Annotated in this window: 17 protein-coding genes; 12 read left to right on the top strand and 5 right to left on the bottom strand. The window is 61.4% G+C overall.

The window, feature by feature from the left end:
• The first annotated feature begins 38 nt into the window (after positions 1–38).
• The 7 genes from gap (at position 39) to SJY08_RS02885 (ending at position 9274) form a co-directional block, all read left to right on the top strand.
• A complete protein-coding gene (gap, locus tag SJY08_RS02915; RefSeq protein ID WP_054148269.1) occupies positions 39–1049 on the top strand; it encodes a type I glyceraldehyde-3-phosphate dehydrogenase in 1011 nt (336 codons plus the stop codon).
• 250 nt (positions 1050–1299) lie between these two features.
• On the top strand, positions 1300–2958 hold the full coding sequence (locus SJY08_RS02910) for a BCCT family transporter (protein ID WP_377274649.1): 1659 nt from the start codon (positions 1300–1302) through the stop codon (positions 2956–2958).
• Between the two features lie 216 nt (positions 2959–3174).
• The gene (locus SJY08_RS02905) at positions 3175–5004 is read left to right on the top strand and encodes a potassium/proton antiporter (RefSeq protein WP_377274648.1); all 1830 of its coding nucleotides are present in this window, start codon (positions 3175–3177) and stop codon (positions 5002–5004) included.
• Between the two features lie 84 nt (positions 5005–5088).
• Positions 5089–6288, top strand: coding sequence for a phosphoglycerate kinase (locus SJY08_RS02900; protein WP_377274647.1), 1200 nt, complete (start codon positions 5089–5091; stop codon positions 6286–6288).
• A 428-nt stretch (positions 6289–6716) separates the two neighbouring features.
• Positions 6717–7631: a fructose bisphosphate aldolase gene (locus tag SJY08_RS02895; RefSeq protein ID WP_377274646.1), complete on the top strand. Its 915-nt coding sequence runs from the start codon at positions 6717–6719 to the stop codon at positions 7629–7631.
• A gap of 125 nt (positions 7632–7756) precedes the next feature.
• Positions 7757–8680: a PhzF family phenazine biosynthesis protein gene (locus SJY08_RS02890; protein ID WP_377274645.1), complete on the top strand. Its 924-nt coding sequence runs from the start codon at positions 7757–7759 to the stop codon at positions 8678–8680.
• Between the two features lie 150 nt (positions 8681–8830).
• Positions 8831–9274 carry a PACE efflux transporter gene (locus SJY08_RS02885; protein ID WP_377274644.1) on the top strand — a complete coding sequence of 148 codons (444 nt, stop codon included), beginning with the start codon at positions 8831–8833 and terminating at the stop codon, positions 9272–9274.
• A gap of 9 nt (positions 9275–9283) precedes the next feature.
• On the opposite strand, the gene SJY08_RS02880 is transcribed toward SJY08_RS02885, so the two are convergent.
• Entirely contained in the window at positions 9284–9439 is a 156-nt protein-coding gene (locus SJY08_RS02880; protein WP_171901601.1) for a hypothetical protein, read from the bottom strand.
• Between the two features lie 207 nt (positions 9440–9646).
• On the opposite strand from SJY08_RS02880, the gene SJY08_RS02875 reads away from it, so the two are divergent.
• From SJY08_RS02875 to SJY08_RS02860, 4 genes are all read left to right on the top strand, one after another.
• Entirely contained in the window at positions 9647–10942 is a 1296-nt protein-coding gene (locus tag SJY08_RS02875) for an MFS transporter (RefSeq protein ID WP_069043466.1), read from the top strand.
• Complete coding sequence (locus tag SJY08_RS02870; protein ID WP_377274643.1) at positions 10939–11133, top strand: DUF1192 domain-containing protein; 195 nt, start codon at positions 10939–10941, stop codon at positions 11131–11133. Before SJY08_RS02875 ends, SJY08_RS02870 begins: the two co-directional genes overlap by 4 nt.
• 360 nt (positions 11134–11493) lie before the next feature.
• Entirely contained in the window at positions 11494–12012 is a 519-nt protein-coding gene (locus tag SJY08_RS02865; protein ID WP_054148260.1) for a DUF1465 family protein, read from the top strand.
• A 141-nt stretch (positions 12013–12153) separates the two neighbouring features.
• A complete protein-coding gene (locus SJY08_RS02860) occupies positions 12154–13215 on the top strand; it encodes a patatin-like phospholipase family protein (protein ID WP_377274642.1) in 1062 nt (353 codons plus the stop codon).
• Positions 13216–13297: 82 nt separating this feature from the next.
• Here SJY08_RS02860 and rpmE read toward each other — a convergent pair whose 3' ends face one another.
• On the bottom strand, positions 13298–13519 hold the full coding sequence (gene rpmE, locus SJY08_RS02855; protein ID WP_054148258.1) for a 50S ribosomal protein L31: 222 nt from the start codon (positions 13517–13519) through the stop codon (positions 13298–13300).
• A gap of 188 nt (positions 13520–13707) precedes the next feature.
• On the opposite strand from rpmE, the gene SJY08_RS02850 reads away from it, so the two are divergent.
• Positions 13708–15510 carry an ABC transporter transmembrane domain-containing protein gene (locus tag SJY08_RS02850; protein WP_054148257.1) on the top strand — a complete coding sequence of 601 codons (1803 nt, stop codon included), beginning with the start codon at positions 13708–13710 and terminating at the stop codon, positions 15508–15510.
• Positions 15511–15522: 12 nt separating this feature from the next.
• On the opposite strand, the gene SJY08_RS02845 is transcribed toward SJY08_RS02850, so the two are convergent.
• The 3 genes from SJY08_RS02845 to SJY08_RS02835 form a co-directional block, all read right to left on the bottom strand.
• Positions 15523–17169 carry an FAD-binding dehydrogenase gene (locus SJY08_RS02845; RefSeq protein ID WP_377274641.1) on the bottom strand — a complete coding sequence of 549 codons (1647 nt, stop codon included), beginning with the start codon at positions 17167–17169 and terminating at the stop codon, positions 15523–15525.
• 88 nt (positions 17170–17257) lie between these two features.
• A complete protein-coding gene (locus tag SJY08_RS02840) occupies positions 17258–18289 on the bottom strand; it encodes a peptidoglycan -binding protein (protein ID WP_054148255.1) in 1032 nt (343 codons plus the stop codon).
• Positions 18290–19321, bottom strand: a complete 1032-nt coding sequence (locus SJY08_RS02835; RefSeq protein WP_054148254.1) for a flagellar motor protein MotA — start codon at positions 19319–19321, stop codon at positions 18290–18292. It lies immediately after the preceding gene.
• Between the last annotated feature and the right edge of the window lie 90 nt (positions 19322–19411).

Genomic DNA, 19411 nt, shown 5'->3' with positions numbered 1-19411 from the left:
ATTGCCCAAGAGCTCAATATTCAATCGGGAGTGCACCAATGACTGTGAAAGTTGCCATCAACGGCTTCGGCCGTATCGGACGTAACGTTCTCCGCGCCATCGTCGAATCCGGCCGCACCGACATCGAAGTCGTCGCCATCAATGATCTCGGCCCGGTCGAGACCAACGCGCATCTGCTGCGTTACGACTCGATCCACGGCAAGTTCCCGGCCACGGTCAAGGTCGATGGCGACACGATCATCATCGACGGCGGCAAGCCGATCAAGGTCACCGCGATCAAGGATCCGGCAACGCTTCCGCACAAGGAACTCGGCGTCGACATCGCCATGGAATGCACCGGCATCTTCACCTCGCGTGACAAGGCCGCCCTGCATCTCCAGGCTGGCGCCAAGCGCGTCATCGTTTCGGCTCCCGCCGATGGCGCTGACCTCACCGTCGTCTTCGGCGTCAACCACGACCAGCTGACCAAGGACCACCTGGTCATCTCCAACGCATCCTGCACGACGAACTGCCTGGTTCCGGTCGTCAAGACGCTCGACGACGCCGTCGGCATCGACCATGGCTTCATGACCACGATCCACTCCTACACGGGTGACCAGCCGACGCTCGACACCATGCACAAGGATCTCTACCGCGCCCGCGCGGCAGCGCTCTCCATGATCCCGACCTCGACGGGTGCCGCCAAGGCCGTCGGCCTGGTCCTGCCGCACCTCAAGGGCCGTCTCGACGGCACCTCGATCCGCGTGCCGACCCCGAACGTCTCGGTCGTCGACTTCAAGTTCGTCGCCAAGCGGAACACCACGGCTCAGGAAATCAACGACGCCATCATCGCCGCCTCGGATGGCGCGCTGAAGGGCATCCTCGGCTACACCGACGAGCCGCTGGTTTCGCGCGACTTCAACCACGACAGCCACTCGTCGATCTTCGCCCTCGATCAGACCAAGGTTCTCGAAGGCAACTTCGTGCGCATCCTGACCTGGTACGACAACGAGTGGGGCTTCTCGAACCGCATGTCGGATACGGCAGTGGCACTGGCCAAGCTCATCTGAGCTAGACCAACTGATCTCGCATGAAGGCGGGCCAGCAATGGCCCGCCTTTTTTTATTCCGGGCAGCTCCCCAAAACAGGCAGGAAAAATTGTTCCGCACGGGAACAATAAGCCGCCTCGTCAGTTGCCCCTACGAATTGTGGCGCAAATGCGGCCACCCTTGTGGTCGCTTCACCACATTCTGGCGCAGAACCTGCGCCTTCTCCCGGGGATTGTTTTGCCCCTGATGACATCGAAAGGATACCAGACCATTGGCTCTCACAACGACCGATCCCCATACAGCCGTCGCCGAAGATGCGATACCGGCGCCCGAAGGGCGGACCGAAATCATCGACACTGATTATGAGATCGGTCAAGACAACATCAACTTTCGCCGCCGTTTCGTCTTCGAGCTCGACATCCATAATGTCGTCTTCAGCGTCTCGGCTCTGTCAATCGTACTCTTTACCTTCCTGACGCTGGCCTTCCAGACCACGCTTGAACCAGCCTTCACGGGTCTCAGGAACTTCCTGACGAGCAATCTCGACTGGTTCTTCCTGCTGACCGGCAATGTCTTCGTGCTCGTCTGCATCGGCCTCATCCTCTCGCCGCTCGGGCGAATCCGTCTTGGCGGACCGGAAGCAACACCGGACTACGGCAATCTCGCATGGTTCTCGATGCTCTTTGCCGCCGGCATGGGCATTGGCCTGATGTTCTACGGGGTCTCCGAACCCATGGGGCATTTCACGGCAGCGCTGGGTGGACCGGTCTTCGAAGACGGTGTTCGCACGGACTGGGCACCACTGAATGGCGCTGCTGGCGATCCGGAAGCAGCGCGCCGCCTCGCCATGGCCGCCACGATCTTCCATTGGGGCCTGCATCCCTGGGCGATCTATGCTGTCGTCGCGCTGGCGCTGGCCCTGTTCTCCTTCAACAAGGGCTTGCCGCTCACCTTGCGTTCGGTCTTCTACCCGATCTTTGGCGAGCGCGTCTGGGGCTGGCCGGGCCATGTGATCGACATTCTCGCGGTCTTTGCCACCATCTTCGGCCTGTCGACTTCGCTGGGCATCGGAGCGCAGCAGGCAAGTGCCGGCCTGGAATTCCTCTTCGGCATTCCCTCGACGGAAACCACGATGATCCTGCTTGTGCTCGCCATCACCTGCATTGCCATCGCATCGGTGGTTGCCGGCATGGACAAGGGCGTGAAACTTCTGTCGGAGGTCAACCTTGGTCTGGCAGCGCTGCTGCTGGTCTTCGTCATCGCCGTTGGCCCGACCATGCAGATCATCCAGGGCTTCTTCCTGAACCTCAAGGCCTATGCGACCTATCTGCCGGCTCTGGCCAATCCGTTCGGTCGAGAAGATACCAACTTCTCGCAGGGCTGGACGGCCTTCTACTGGGCCTGGTGGATCAGCTGGTCGCCGTTTGTCGGCATGTTCATCGCACGCGTCAGCCGTGGTCGCACGGTTCGCGGCCTTCTGACCGCAGTCCTGCTCATCCCCTCGCTCGTCTCCGTCCTCTGGATGACTGCGCTTGGTGGCACGGCGATCAGCCAGCTCGTCAACGACGGCCTGACCAGCGTTCAGGATGCCGCCCTTGAACTGCAGCTCTTCGAAATGCTGGCGCATCTCCCGATCACGGCGGTAACCTCGTTTGTCGGTATCGTGCTCGTGATTGTCTTCTTCGTGACCTCGTCGGACTCCGGTTCGCTGGTCATCGACACGATCTCGGCTGGCGGCAAGGTCAACGCACCGGTTCCCCAGCGTGTCTTCTGGGCGACTTTCGAAGGCCTGGTGGCCGTTGCCCTGCTTCTCGGTGGGGGGCTCGTGGCGCTCCAGGCCATGGCGGTCTCCACCGGCCTGCCCTTCGCGATCGTCCTGCTTGGCGCGAGCTATGCCTTGATCAAGGGGCTCCTGTCGGAACCACGATAAAACTCGGTTGGGGCGGATTTAAAAAATTAAATCCGCCCTAATATCATCATGATCCCATTCCATTTTCTTCGTGCCATCCGGCAAATCTGAGTTTCATGAAATTGTCAGCCTGTAGGCATGTCGCTCGCGCAGACGCAATCGGTCTGACAGTCGCCATGCCTGTCGTAGAACGAGCAGGACCTCGGGGATTGGGAATAGGGTGAGAGGGGAAGAGGATTGAGTGAGTTCTATGCGGTCACGCTGGTTGCGACAGCCCTGGTTTTCCTGGCCGCTTTTTCGAGCCTCATAGCCTTCCGCTTCGGTGCTCCCCTTCTCCTTCTGTTCCTGACCATCGGCCTTGGTGCCGGCGTCGATGGTCTCGGCATCGAGTTTTCGAACTTCCCGCTTGCCTACGTGATCGGCTCGCTTGCCCTGGCGGTTGTTCTTTTCGATTCCGGTTTCGGCACCTCGCTCCAGTCCTTCCGACTTTCGGCAGGCCCTGCCCTCACTCTGGCGACACTGGGAGTGCTGCTGACCACCCTTCTCGTCGGGGTCGCCGCGCATTTTCTGTTCGGCCTCAGCTATCTCGAAGGCATGTTGCTCGGCGCAATCCTTGGCTCAACCGACGCCGCAGCCGTGTTCTTCCTTCTCCGTATCGGTGGCATCAACATCCGCGACAGGGTTCGTTCCTCCCTGGAAGTCGAATCCGGCACCAACGACCCGATGGCGATCTTTCTCACCATCGCGCTCGTCGAACTGATTAGAAGCGGCAGCGGCTCCGAAGGACTGTCGCTCGAACTGCTCAGGCTCTTCATCGAACAGATGGGCATCGGCCTGATCCTTGGCCTCCTCGGTGGCGCCTCGATCGCCTTCATCTTGCGCAAGCTGCAGATCGACCAGGGACTGGCCCCGATTTTCATGCTGGCGATGGCGCTGATGATCTTCGCCTTCACCGGGCTGATCGGCGGCAGCGGCTTCCTCGCCGTCTACGTGGCCGGCATCTACGCAGGCTCTCGGAAATTGCCTTCAACGGTCTCGATCAAGCGCTTCCAGGACGGCATGACCTGGCTTGCCCAGATCATCATGTTCCTTGTCCTCGGACTGCTGGCGACCCCATCGCAGTTCCCGGAAATCCTGCTGCCGGCAGTTCTGCTCGCTCTTTTCCTGGTCTTCATCGCCCGACCGATCGCTGTCTGGCTGTGTCTCTTGCCCTTCGACTTCACCCAGCGTGAAACCGGCTTCATCGCCTGGGTGGGCCTGCGCGGCGCGGTCTCGATCCTGCTCGGCATCGTGCCCGTCGTCGGAGCGATGGAAAACGGCCAGACCTTCTTCAACACGGCCTTCATCGTCGTCATGATCTCGCTCGTCCTGCAGGGCTGGACGATCAAGCCGCTCGCCAAACGCCTCGGACTGATCATCCCGCCGCGCATCGGCGCGATCGACAAGGTCGAACTCGACCTGCCGGGGACGGCCAATCATGAGCTGCTGGCCTATCGTGTGGTCGCTGGCAGCCCCGTGTTGCGGGGCGAGCGCATTCCCCGCTGGGCGATGCCTTCGCTGGTCATTCGTGATGGCAAGTCGATGCGCTATCAATACGCTGGACGCCTGCGCGAGAATGATCAGGTCTATCTCTTCATCGCCCCCAGCTATTCGAAACTGCTCGACCGCCTGTTTGCAACCGAGGCACCCGTCGAAGAGGACGATGGAGAGTTCTTCGGCACCTTTGCCATTTCGCCCTCGACCCATGTCCGCGACCTCGACGAAGCCTATGGGCCTCTTTCGATCACAGACAGTGAACGCGGCAAGACGGTTGCCGAGATGATCACCCAGCGTCTCGGCGGTCGCGCCGATTATGCCGATCGTGTCCGTCTCGGCACCATCGTGCTCATTGTTCGCGATATAGACGAACATGGCCATATTGCCACGGTCGGCGTTTCCATGGAGCCGGTGGAGCCGGCGACCACCTGGCCGATCTTTCTCAACCTGCGTGAACTTGCCCTCGCGACCCGCGATTACCTGCGCCGCAAGCAGGCTGCAGCAAGAGGCGAAGTCGGCGGCGAAAAATGACGGCGCTCGCCTTGCGCCGTCACGCAAGCGGTGTAAGGTCCGGCCCGTCAGCCCCATTCAACAGCATTCAAGACGGGTAATTCCATGCCGGCTTTCAAGACACTCGACGATCTCACCGACATCGCAGGCAAGCGCGTGCTTGTCCGCGTCGACCTCAACGTTCCCGTCACCGACGGCAAGGTTTCCGACACGACGCGCATCGAGCGTGTGGCGCCGACGATCCTCGAACTTTCTGAAAAGGGCGCCAAGGTCATCCTGCTCGCGCATTTCGGTCGCCCAAAGGGTGAACCGGTTGCCGACCAGTCGCTGTCGCTGATTGCACCCTCCGTTGAGGAAGTGCTCGACCAGCGCGTCGCCTTCGCCTCCGACTGCATCGGCGCCCCGGCAGCAGATGCCATCGCCAAAATGGAAAATGGCGACATCCTGCTTCTGGAAAATACCCGCTTCCACAAGGGCGAAGAGAAGAACACACCCGAATTCACCGCCGAACTGGCGAAGAACGGCGACATCTATATCAACGACGCCTTCTCCGCCGCCCACCGCGCCCATGCCTCGACGGAAGGCCTCGCCCATCACCTGCCCGCCTATGCCGGCCGCACCATGCAGGCCGAGCTTGAAGCACTCGAAAAGGGTCTTGGACAGCCGACCCGCCCGGTCGTGGCCATTGTCGGCGGCGCCAAGGTCTCGACCAAGATCGATCTCCTGTCCAACCTCGTCACCAAGGTCGATGCGCTCGTCATCGGCGGCGGCATGGCCAATACCTTCATCGCCGCCCAGGGCATCGATGTCGGCAAGTCGCTTTGCGAGCACGACCTTGCAGATACCGCCCGCTCGATCATGGAAACGGCGAAGACCGCAGGCTGCGCGATCGTGCTTCCGGTAGACGGCGTTGTCGCTCGGGAATTCAAGGCAAATGCCGCCAACGAAACCGTCGACATCAATGCGATCCCCGCCGACGCGATGATGCTCGATGTCGGCCCGAAGTCGGTCGAGCTGATCAATGGCTGGATCGAGAAGGCCGCAACCCTGGTCTGGAACGGCCCGCTCGGCGCCTTCGAGATCGCCCCTTTCGACAAGGCGACGGTTTCTGCAGCCCTGCATGCCGCTGAACAGACCAGAGCTGGCAAGCTGGTTTCGGTCGCAGGTGGTGGCGACACGGTATCCGCCCTGAACCATGCCGAAGTCGCCGACGACTTTTCTTATGTGTCGACCGCCGGCGGCGCCTTCCTGGAATGGATGGAAGGCAAGGAACTGCCGGGCGTGGCTGTCCTCACCAAGGGCTGAACGACAGCGGCTCAACAGCCCGATATTTCGAATGAACCGCGTGCCTTCCGGGCGCGCGGTTTTTTCGTGCGTCGTTGGGCCGTCGACAGAGACGTGTTACCATCCGCCCAAGGGAACCTCGGTCACACGCAATGGGTTTGTATCGTGAAGAGGCGGATCGCGAAGAAGGCGTTGGATGGACCGCGCAACTCACGTCAATTGAAACGGGTTTAAAAATCTTTGAATTTTCAAACGATTGAAATGATTTCAATCGTTTCAATAGCTTAGCAGCCCATTTTCCCCTTGGGGAAGTTCTGTTATCGCCGAAGTCACCACGGTCCTGAGGGACCGAACAGGGTCAGGGAGTGACCGGACGGCCAGAATGTCCGTCCTAAGAGCAAGACAACAGTCCGGCGCCTTGCGCGCCATGATCGGGATAGGAGTGAGTTATGGTGGACGCGAAAATGTTGAACAAGATCACCTCGGCGCCCGGCTTCATCGCTGCGCTGGACCAGAGTGGGGGTTCGACACCCGGCGCCCTGCGCCTCTACGGCGTCGCCGAAACCGACTATAACGGCGACGACGAGATGTACCGCCTGATCCACGCCATGCGCGTGCGCATCATGAAGGCACCGGCCTTCTCCGGCGACAAGGTCATCGGCGCGATCCTCTTTGAACGCACGATGGACGGCGATGTCGACGGCGAGCCCGTCCCGACCTTCCTTTGGGAGAAGCGCGGCGTCGTGCCCTTCCTCAAGATCGACAAGGGCCTGCTCGACGAAGAGAACGGCGTCCAGTTGATGAAGCCGATGCCCGACCTCGACGCGCTCCTGATCCGCGGCCGCGACAAGGGCATCTTCGGCACCAAGATGCGCTCGGTCATCGCCCATGCCGACAAGGCCGGCATCGCCGCCGTCGTCAAGCAGCAATTCGAAGTCGCCCGCCAGATCATCGGCCAGGGTCTTGTGCCGATCGTTGAGCCGGAAGTCTCGATCAAGAGCCCGACCAAGGCCGAGGCCGAGGCAATCCTTCGCGATGCGATCGCGGCCGAGCTGGACAAGTTGCCATCCGGCGACAAGGTCATGCTGAAGCTGACCATTCCGACGGTCGCCGATTTCTACGCCCCGCTGATGTCCCACGCTGCCGTCGTGCGCGTCGTCGCACTTTCCGGCGGTTACAGCACTGCGGATGCCTGTGAGAAGCTGAGCCAGAACCACGGCATGATCGCAAGCTTCTCGCGTGCTCTGGCAGAGAAACTTCGCGTCTCGATGAGCGATGCCGAATTTAATGCGAGCATCGCCGCAACCATCGACCAGATCTATGCCGCAAGCGTCAACAAGGTCGGTGCGATCGCCGCCGAATAAGCATCGACCCCGGCCCTCGGTTGATCCGAGGCCGCACGCGAAATCTTGTCATCAGGACACGAAAGCCTGGCCATGTGCCGGGCTTCTTGCGTTATCAGGATGCGCTAGAATCCTCTGGAGCCATCATGCCGTCCCCTTCCCGCAGCATTCCCTTCGTCACCCTCGACGTTTTCACCGACACCCGCTTCTGCGGCAATCCGCTTGCCGTGATCACCGACGCCCGGGGCTTGAGCGATAAGGAAATGCAGGAAATTGCGGCCGAGTTCGGCTATTCCGAGACCACCTTCGTGCTGCCGCCTCGAGATCCAGACAACACAGCAGAAGTCCGCATCTTCACACCGGTCACGGAAGTGCCCTTTGCCGGACATCCCAATGTCGGCACAGCTCACGCGCTGGCCATCGAGGGCAACATCTTCGGCAAGCCTGTCGGAGATCGCATCGGCTTCGAGGAGAAGGCAGGGCTCGTCGAGGTGAGCGTGAACCGTGGCGCAGACGGCATCGTGACGGGAACCACCATCCGGGCACCCGGGCCCCTGACAACAGGCGCATCGATTGCACCTGAGATCATGGCGCCGTGCATCGCCCTTGCGCCGGATGACATTGTCACCAGCCGGCACCAGCCCATATTCGCAAGCGTCGGCCTGAAATTCATTCTGATCGAGGTGGCAAACCTCGACGCGCTGGCAAGGGCTGCGTCTCGCCTGGAGCCGCTGACCGCCCTGAGGCAGATGCATGCCGACGAAGATTGCGACTGCGCCACCTTCCTCTACACCTGGGTCGGGCCGGACCATCTGCGTGCGCGCATGTTTGCACCGTTCGACAATGTGATCGAAGACCCGGCGACCGGCAGCGCATCCGCAGCCCTCGGCGCCTTCCTGACGACGCTCGCACCTGCAGCGGAAGAGCGACACATTCTCGTGGAACAGGGCGTGGAGATGGGACGCCGCAGCCTGATCAGGCTTGCCGTAGGGACAAGCAACGGCGCCTTCGACCATGTCGAGATCACCGGAAGCTCCGTCCTTGTCATGCGGGGTCAACTGGCACTCTAGTTTCCCGGACAATAATACCCGCCGAAAACTTCGACGAGCGTACCTTGCCGCCTTAGCGCCACACGACTATATCAAAACCCGAGGACGACCTCCCCACAATGGGCCTGATTGACTGCGGGACGACCCGCCTGTTTTCCCGGAGGGAAGAACATGCGGAAGACCGCAGATCGTATTCGTCACGCAATAAGCTTTGAACTCATCGGACTGGGCCTGGTCATCCCGCTCGGCACCCTGGCATTCGCAATGCCAGCGAAAGACATCGGTGTCGTCGGTGTCGTCGGCGCGACCCTCGCGACCTTCTGGAACTATCTCTACAATCTTGGATTCGACCACCTTCTGCGCCGCCTTACCGGCACGACGCTGAAGACGGTGCCTGTGCGTGTCCTTCACGCCGTCCTCTTCGAGGCCGGCCTGCTGATGATCCTGATGCCGTTCATCGCCTGGTATCTGCAGATCAGCCTCTGGCAGGCCTTCGTCATGGACGTCGCCTTTGCCCTCTTCTATCTGGTCTATGCCTTCATCTTCAATTGGGCCTACGACCGCGTCTTCCCGCTGCCCGAGTGGAAAACGGAGAAGGCCGCAGCGCCTCGGTGAAGCGAGATCTCACGGTCGAAACAGAAGCGTGACCGACCAGGTGACGAAGGCGACGATGGCGAGCTTCCAGAAATCGCTGCGTCGCCTCAGACCCGGAAGACCGAGCGGCTTGATGATCTGCACGATCATGGCGAGGATCAGGAAGGCGGATATGGCCTTGGTCATTGAATTTCCCTGTGGAGGCAGCACGAAATGTCATATCTGCCGCTCTTGCTGCGGCGGGGCAGCCACACCACTGTCACTTTTGCCCGCCAGAACTTGATCCTGCAAGCACCAAGGTCGCATTCAGACAACGGTAGGAAGATCCTTCTATTGTGATCGTGCCGTGCTCCTCCGATTCGGGCGCCCTCCACACCAATCGACAAGAATGCCATGAGACGTAATCTTCTGCCGGTAATGGCCCTGCTTCTGGGCACGCTCTTTCTTTTCCTCGGAAACGGCCTGCACGGCCTGCTCCTGCCAGTGCGCGGGGCAGCCGAAGGCTATTCCAACGAAATCCTCGGCCTGCTCGGCACCACCTGGGCTGCCGGCTTCGTGCTCGGCTGCTTCGTGGCACCGAAGCTGGTCGTTCGGGTCGGCCATGTCCGGGCCTTCTCGACCTTCGTTGCCCTGATCCTGGTGAACGCGCTCCTCACCGGCATCGTTGTCGATGCCACCTGGTGGGTCGCGCTGCGCGTCATCACCGGGTTCTGCACCGCAGGCACGTCGATGATTATCGAGAGCTGGCTGAACGAGCGCGCGACCAATGAGAGCCGCGGCATGATTTTCTCGTTCTACATCTCGATCACGCTGATCGGTGTGGTGGCGGGACAGATGCTGGTAGGCGCCTTTGACCCGGCAACGACCATTCTCTTCATGATCTGCGGCATCGTCTACGGCTTCGCGATCATGCCAACCTTGATGTCGACTGCAGCCACGCCGCAGCCACTCCGGTCCATCAAGCTCGACTTGCCACTGCTCTACCGCAACTCACCCGTTTCCTTCGTCGGCATCCTCATGATCGGCATCGCCAATGGCGCCTATGGAACGCTCGGGGCGGTCTTTGGATCACGTGTCGGTCTCGACCCGTCAACCATCGCACTACTCCTGTCGGTCACGATCTTCCTCGGCGCCATCATGCAGTTTCCGGCCGGCAAGCTCTCCGATCGCATCGATCGCCGCTACGTGTTGGCGGCACTCTCCGCGCTCGCCGCCTTCGCGGCGCTCGCCATGGTCACCATCACGCCTTCCGATCCACTCTGGATCTTCATCTTCGTCGGCATATACGGCGCCGCCGCCAATGCGCTCTATCCGATCGCCGTTGCCCACGCCAACGACTTCGCCAAACCCGACGAGTTCGTGAAGGTCTCCGGCGGCCTGCTGCTGCTTTTCGGCATCGGCACGATCATCGGACCGACGCTCGGCGGCCCGGTCATGACGGCTGCCGGCCCCTATGCGCTCTTTGCGGTGACCGCAGTCGCGCACCTGCTGATTTCGGCCTATGCGATCTATCGCAGCCGGACACGCGCCGCGATCCCGGCCGAGGATCGTGAGAACGTGCCGAACCTGCCGATCTCGGCATCGCCGATGAGCAGCACGCCGGAAGGCTTGAGCCTCGATCCGCGTGCCGCCCCCTTGCCGGAGCAGGATGAATTGGACGACACTCCGCCAATGGAGGCACGCACATGATCATCGATGAAGAAGCACGTAAGCGCAGCACCGGCCACGAGCTTGGCTGCGAGCTCTCGGCAATCTCGGCTGACGAACTGCGCAACCGCATTTCGCTTCTGGAAGCCGAGATCGACCGAATCAGGGCGGAGATCGACCGCAAGGAAGCTGGCAGGAAAGCCGCTGACAGCCTGTTTGGACCGAGGTCTTAGCCGTCAATATTCGGTGAGACGCTCGTGATGTCTTGAAACGATCTGAATCTCATCTTGGCGTTTACCGTTTATTAAGCCATTTCAGGGAAACTACAGTCACCCCGATCTTCGGGCTCAGCTGGTTCGTTTCATGGAAACTCCTTCTGATTTCTCCCTGTTTTACCTTGAGAGCCGCATTTGCGGCTCTTTTTTTGCCCAAATCGCCAAAGGTTTCACGAAAGTGTGGGAATTAACCCTTCCTTAAGTTTCGCCTTGCGGATTTGGGCTATTGGTAGCATCGTAGCCTCACAAAATGCGGCAGGAACAAGTTTGTAGCGCTGTCGTTACATGCCTAAGTGATGCGTTTACAGGGAAACATCCATGTCTGAGCTCGGTATGAATACGGTTAGCTTTGCCGGTCGTGTGGCAGCGTCCAGCCAGTTCAAGGCGACCTATGCCGAAGGCATGGGCCTTGTTGAGGAAACCGCCGCCTATCTCGACGGCCCAGGTCGCGCAGCCGCAAAGGTACTGCCGCGCCAGGCTTCCGTACTCTACGCGGCGGAGTCGATGCGCCTGACCACGCGCCTCATGCAGATGGCCTCCTGGCTGCTGCTGCAGCGCGCCGTCAACAATGGCGAGATGAGCCGCGATCAGGTTCTCTCCGAAAAGAGCAAGGTTCGTCTCGACGGCTTCAACGTCGATCGCGCTGCACCCGGCTGGAATGACCTGCCGGAAGCCTTCCGCGATCTCGTCGAGCGTTCGCTGCGACTCCAGAACCGCATCGCCCTGCTCGACCGCGAAATCTACCGTCCGGCCAGCGAAGAAGAATTCCAGCCGGACAACGAAAATAGCGTTCAGGCACAGCTGAACCTGCTGCGCACCGCATTCAACGCAGGTTGATCACGCCTCAAGCACGACTTCGACCCGGCCAGCGAAAGCTGCGCCGGGTTTTTTCATGTTGAGAGCCGATGGATTGCATAAATCAGGATTTACAACTTTAAATATTGTGCGACACTCTCCTGAACAGGGGGAGTGTCGCACATGGCAAGGTTCATTCTTTCGATCGATGGTGGCGGCATCAGAGGTACGATCCCAGCCGCTATTCTGACCGTTCTGAAGGACAAGCTCGAGAAGCGGGACAAGCGCCTGCCACTGCATCGCTATTTTCATCTGATTGCCGGGACGTCGACGGGTGCGATCATAGCGGCGGGTCTGACCTGCCCGAAGCCAGGAAAACCCGCAGAGCCGGCCGCCGACCCCAGGACACTGCTCGATCTCTACAAGCGCAAGGGCGCCGAAATCTTCAACATCGGCCTCTTCCGCAAGATCGCCAATCTCGGCGGTCTGTTCGAGGAACGCTACGACGCCGCACCACTCGAAAAGATCCTGCGTCAGATGCTTGGGGAACGGAGTGAAATCAAGGACGCGCTCGGCAAGGTGCTTATCACCGCCTATGACATCCATGCGCGGCGTGCGGTCTTCATGACCAATGCCGACAAGGATCACGAACGCTTCCTCTTCTGGCAGGCGGTGCGCGGCTCCTCCGCTGCACCGACCTATTTCGAGCCGGCAATGGTTGAGGACCTTGCCGGCCAAAGCCATGGACAAATCCCGGCCATCCCGCTGATCGATGGCGGCGTCTTTGCCAACGATCCGGCCATGGCCGCCTATGTCGAAGGCTGCAAGCTCGGCTGGCGCGACAACGACCTCGTCATCCTTTCGCTGGGAACGGGCTCGGCCAACCGCAAGATCCCCTACCAGCAAGCCAAGAGCTGGGGTGCGGGTGGCTGGATCAGTCCGGCCAATGGCACGCCGCTGATTTCCGTGCTGATGCAGGGACAGTCGAGCACGACATCCTATCAGCTGAACAAGTTGTTGAACGCCGACCCGCCCCGTTTCTCCGATGGTGCGACGGTGGTCACGACGGCCAACCGGAAGACGCTCAATTATTTCCGGCTGGATGCGCCGCTCGTCGGGGTGAATGACGCGCTCGACGATGCGACGCCTGAGAACATCTCGAAGCTGGAGCGCGTCGGCCTGACGCTCGCTGAAAAACACGATCTTGCACTCGAAGAGATCGCCGACCGACTCGCAGCCATCTGATTGAGCAAGCGGCAGCACTCAGCACAAATACAAAAAGCCCGGCACGACGGCCGGGCTTTCTGTATGATATCGTTCTAAACGATCAGAGGCCGAGGCCGCCGAAGCGCTTGTTGAACTTGGAAACGCGACCACCGCGGTCCAGCAGCTGCTGGTTGCCACCGGTCCAGGCCGGGTGCGAGCTCGGATCGATTTCGAGGTTCATGACGGCGCCTTCCGAACCCCAGGTCGAACGGGTCTCGTATTCGGTGCCGTCGGTCATGACGACCTTGATGACGTGGTAGTCGGGATGGATGTCAGCCTTCATCGCTCTATTCCTGCTGTGCCGTGGGGTCCATATGCCGCAATTGCCTCGGCAGGACCTATTCAATAGATGAAGCCACAGTCCGTCTGGTCTACGGCTTCCCAATTCGATGCCGTGCCTATACATGAAGGACGCAGGGATAACAAGTGCCATGGCACGAAAGCACATTGGTACTGAAGGAGCATGACAGAGTGACCTTGGAAGCCGACACAACAGACAAGAAACGACGCTCTCTGAAGCCTCTGACCAGCCTCTTTCCCTATCTCAAGCGCTACCGGGGTCTGGTTGCCGGCGCGCTGATCTTTCTTTGCCTCGCAGCCGCGACGACGCTGGCGCTGCCGATCGCCATCCGGCGCATGCTGGACCACGGTTTCCAGGCCGCTGACAGCGAATTCATCAACGCATACTTCGCCATGATGATCGTCATGGCGCTCGTCCTCGCCGTCGCCAGCGCCCTTCGTTATTACTACGTCATCACCATCGGCGAGCGCGTGGTAGCGGATCTGCGCCGCGACGTCTTCGCTCATGTCACGAAGCTGTCGCCCTCTTTCTTCGACATCAACCAGTCCGGCGAGATCGTCTCGCGCCTCACCGCCGACACGACTCAGTTGAAGTCGGCCGTCGGGGCCACTGCCTCGCTGGCGCTCCGCAACACCATTCTCTGTCTCGGCGCCGTCGTCATGATGATCGCGACCAGCCCGAAGCTCTCGATCATGGTGCTTGCGGCGATTCCCGTCATCGTCTTCCCGCTGGTTGGTTTCGGGCGCTCCGTCCGTCAGCGCTCGCGCGCCGCCCAGGACACGCTCGCCGAAGCCTCGTCCTATGCCGGCGAAGTCATCAGCGCCGCCCGCACCCTCCAGGCCTTCAATGCCGAGGAAGCCGCACGCACGCGATACTCGTCCTCCGTCGAAAGCGCCTATGAAGCCGCACGCTCCGCGATCCGCTCCCGTTCTCTCCTGACCGGCGTTGCGATCGCCCTCGTCTTCGGCAGTGTCGTCGGCGTCCTCTGGTACGGCGCGCAAAGCGTGCTCGCGGGGACCATGAGCGGCGGCACGCTCGGCCAGTTCCTCCTCTATTCGCTGATTGCAGCAGGCTCGCTCGGCACGCTTTCGGAAGTCTGGGGTGAGCTTTCTCAAGCCGCCGGTGCCGCCGAACGTCTGCATGAACTGCTTGCAGAACACCCGGCGATTGCAGCACCTGCCGTGCCGAAGGCGCTCCCGGAACCCGCCCAGGGCAGTGTCAGCTTCGAGGACGTGCACTTCAGCTACCCCTCGGCAAGAACCAAGTCTGCGCTGAATGGTCTCTCCTTCTCCGTCAGCCACGGCGAGACGGTCGCGATCGTCGGCCCCTCCGGCGCCGGCAAGAGCACGATCTTCTCTCTCATTCTGCGCTTCTACGATCCGGTATCCGGTACCATCCGGCTGGACGGCATCGACATCCGCGAAGCCGATCCAGAGGCCGTACGCGCCCGGATCGCCATCGTCCCGCAGGACACCACGATCTTCGCATCGTCGATCCACGATAACATCGCCTTCGGCACGCCCAACGCCTGTCGCGGCATGGTCGAAGTTGCGGCCGAAGCGGCTCAGGCGAGTGAGTTCATCGGTCGCCTCGAGAACGGCTTCGATACGATCGTCGGCGAACGGGGCGTGACCTTGTCGGGCGGTCAGCGCCAGCGCATCGCGATTGCCCGTGCCCTGCTGCGCGACGCCCCTCTCCTGCTGCTCGATGAAGCGACGTCGGCCCTTGATGCCGAAAGCGAGACGCTCGTGCAGAAGGCACTCGACGGCCTGATGCGCGACCGCACCACCATCGTCATCGCTCACCGGCTCGCAACGGTCCTGAAGGCCGACCGAATTCTCGTGCTCGACGATGGACGCATCGTCGAGGAAGGTACCCACCAGAGCCTCATCCAGCAGGGCGGCCTCTACGCCAAGCTCGCGCGTCTGCAGTTCGAGACGGGCGGCCGCGACTTCACCGCAGCCGCGCAGTAAGGCCGGCCGGCTTTACCGCCCGACGCTTCTCCCTGCCACGCGGCCGGAGAACAGGCAGCCGCCGAGGAACGTCCCCTCGAGCGCATTGTAGCCGTGCATGCCGCCTCCGCCGAAACCGGACACTTCGCCGGCGGCGTAGAGCCCCGGCACCGGCTTGTTCTCACGGTTCAGGACGCGCCCCTCAAGATCCGTATGCAAGCCGCCCAGCGTCTTGCGGGTCAGGATATGCAGCCTGACGCCGATCAGCGGCCCGGCGGCCGGATCGAGCAGGCGATGAGGCTTGGCCGTCCGCATCAGCTTGTCGCCGAGATAATTGCGGGCGCCACGGATCGCAGTCACCTGCGCGTCCTTGGAAAAGCTGTTTTCCATCTCCCGGTCGCGCGCTTCGATCTGCGCGCGCAGATGGTGGACGCCGAGCCGGTATTCGCCGGAAAGCTCGTTCATCCCGGCGACGAGATCTTCGAGATTGTCGCGCACGACAAAATCCTCGCCCTTGTCCATGAAAGCCTGAACCGGGCCCGGCGGGTTCTTGCCGAGACGCTTCAACAGCAGCGGCAAGTTCTTGTCCGTCAGGTCGGGGTTCTGCTCCGAACCGGACAGTGCGAATTCCTTCTTGATGACCGCCTTGGTCAGGATGAACCAGGAATACTCGTGCCCGCGCGCTCGGATTGCCTTGAGAGTACCGAGCGTATCGAAGCCGGGCATGGCCGGCGCCGGGAAGCGATTGCCGTCGACATCGCACCAGAAGGAGGACGGCCCCGGAAGGATGCGGATACCGTGGTTCGGCCAGATCGGATCCCAGTTCTTCAGGCCTTCCGTATAGTGCCACATCCGGTCGCCATTGATGATCTCGCCACCGACGGCCTGAGTGATAGACAGCATGCGCCCGTCGACATGGACAGGCACGCCCGCGACCATGTGTTTCGGCGGCGGCCCCAGGCGCTCGACCGGCCAGCTCTTGCGGACGAGATCGTGATTGCCGCCGATGCCGCCCGAGGCCACGATGACGGCCCCGACCTTGACTTCGAAATCGCCGACGACGTTGCGGGAACTCGATCCGCCGCGCGGCGTCGCGTCACCGGCCAGAAGAACGCCGGTGGCACCGGTCACCGCTCCGTTGGTGACGGTCAGACGGTCGACCTGATGCCGGAACAGGAAGGTAAGTTTGCCCTCGTCCGATGCCGCCTTGGCACGGCGCACGAAGGGCGCGAGCACGCCGGGGCCCGTGCCCCAGGTGACGTGGAAACGCGGCACGGAGTTGCCATGCCCGTCGGCATGACCGCCACCGCGCTCGGCCCAGCCCACCACCGGGAACCAGCTGACACCCTGGCTCTTCAGCCAGCTGCGCTTTTCGCCGGCGGCAAATTGCAGATAGGCCTCAGCCCACTGGCGAGGCCAGAAATCTTCCGTGCGGTCGAAGGCGGCGGATCCGAGCCAGTCCTGCCGTGCGAGTTCCAGACTGTCGCGAATGCGCATCCGCCGCTGTTCGGGACTGTCGACGAAGAACAGGCCGCCCAAGGACCAGAAAGCCTGCCCTCCGAGGTTCTGCTCCCCTTCCTGATCGATCAGCGCGACCTTCAGACCGCGATCGACAGCCTCGGTTGCAGCAACGAGACCGGCCAACCCTCCCCCGATGACGAGTACATCGAATTCTCGCATGCCTTCCTCCCGACAAGCCTTTTCTTACCTTTACGCGCACGTAAGCAAGGCCGCAAGTTGTCTGGCACACAAACAATTGCGAACGAAATCAGCGCTCGGTCAGCTTGAGTTCGATGCGACGGTTCTGTGCCAGGGTGTCCGGCGTGTCGCCTTCCGCGATCGGCTGGAACTCGCCGAAGCCGGCAGCGACCAGGCGGTTGGCTGGAACGCCTCTGGAGATCAGGTATTTCACCACCGATGTCGCGCGCGCGGACGAGAGCTCCCAGTTGTCGCGATACCGGCCGGTGCCCGTGAGCGGCGATGCGTCGGTATGCCCGTCGACCCGGAGCACCCAGTTGATTTCCTCGGGAATCTCCTGGGCAAGTTCGAGAATGGCCGCAGCGAGCTTGTCCATTTCCCCCTGCCCGGCCGCATCGAGATCGGCGCCGCCGACGGGGAAGAGCACTTCCGACTGGAAGACGAAGCGGTCGCCGACGATCCGGATGTTATCGCGATCGGAGAGAATTTCGCGCAGCCGTCCGAAGAAGTCCGAGCGATACCGGTTGAGTTCCTGAACACGCTGGGCAAGCGCCACATTGAGGCGGCGGCCGAGATCAGCAATGCGGGCCTGGGAGGCCTGGTCCTTGGCTTCGGAGGCCTGGAGCGCCCCTTCGATGGCGGCGATCTGTGCACGAAGCGCGCCGATCTGCTGGTTCAAGAGCTCGATCTGGCTCATTGCCCGCGCGCTCACCTGCCTTTCGGCATCGAGTTCATCGGTCAGCCGGCCAACCTTCTGGTTGGCGACGTCTGCCGAGCCCGCACCGCTATCGAGCAACTGCTGCAGCCGGCTGCGCTCGCTTTCGGACGAGGAGAGAGAGGATTGCAGTGAAGCCAGTGTATCCTGGAGATCCTGATTGCCGCTCTTTTCCAGTGCCAGCAACTGGGTGAGTTCGGCGATCTGGCTGTTCAACCGGTTCAGCACTTCGTCCTTTCCCGAGATCTCGCGTCCCAGGATGAACTGCGCGACGACAAAGACGGTGAGCAGGAACATGATGGCGAGCAAGAGCGTCGACAGGGCATCGACAAAGCCCGGCCAATAATCGACCCCGCGCTCGCGGCGGCGGTTGCGCCCGAGCGCCATTTACTTCGCCCCGCCGATCTTGTCGTTCAACCGGTCCAGCGTCTTGCGCATGGCGCGCGCATCTTCCTGCTGGGCCTCGATCCAGTCGCGCAGCATCTGCTGCTCGTTGCGCATGTTCTTGACCAGCCCCTGGATGCCTTCGGCGAGGCCGGCAATCGCGGCAACCGAGCGATCATTGCCCTCGCGACTGGCGAGTTTCTGGATCTCCTCGACCAGCAGGCGGATATCGTCACTCGCAACACCGCCGTTGGATTCCGAAGCCACGGGGCGCTCCGAGTCGAGATCGGTGACGGAGGAAAGCCAGTTTTCGAGTTCGATGTAGAAGCGGTTCTGCGCACGGCCGGCCTGCAGATCGAGGAAGCCGAGGATCAGAGAGCCTGAAAGACCGAGCAGCGACGAGGAAAAGGCCGTGCCCATGCCGGAAAGCGGCGCCGTCAGGCCCGTCTTCAGCGATTGCAGAATGTCATTGCTGTCTCCCGACGCAGGATCGAGCGAACCGATGACCTCGTTGATCGAGCCGATCGTGCCGAGCAGTCCCCAGAACGTTCCCAGAAGTCCGAGAAAGACGAGCAGACCGATCAGATAGCGAGTGGTGTCGCGCGACTCGTCGAGTCGCGTGCCGATCGAATCGAGAATGGAGCGCAGGGCGGCCGTCGAAATCGCCATCGAGCGGCGGCCACCGATCAGCGCCCGCATGGGGGCGAGCAGTTTCGGATCGCGGCCCACCAGCATCGCATTGTCGCCGGCAGCGCGGAAGGAATTGAACCAGCGGACTTCAGGTCGAAGCGCCAGCACCTGGGCAAAGACGAGGATGATGCCGACGACGAGAACGCCGAGGATCAGGCCGTTCAGGCCGGGATTGGTGATGAAGGCAGCATGCGCCTGTCGGTAGAGGATTGCCGCGATGAAACACACGATGATCAGGAAGATCACCATCGTCGTGAAGAAGGGCATCGGGCTGGAGAGCTTCTGGCCGTATGCTCCCGGACGGGTCTCGCCCACCTCGAGATCCTCCAACTTCACTTTCGCCATGGTACGCTCAACCTCCGGGGAATCTTGGACCCGGAGGCTAGTGCAAAATTGAGACGAATTGAAGCCGCGGACTTTGGGAAAATTTTCCCT

The sequence above is a fragment of the Rhizobium sp. R86522 genome, from assembly GCF_042466255.1.
In the GTDB taxonomy this organism is placed as follows: Bacteria; Pseudomonadota; Alphaproteobacteria; order Rhizobiales; family Rhizobiaceae; genus Allorhizobium.
This window is presented reverse-complemented; position numbering and strand designations above follow the sequence as displayed.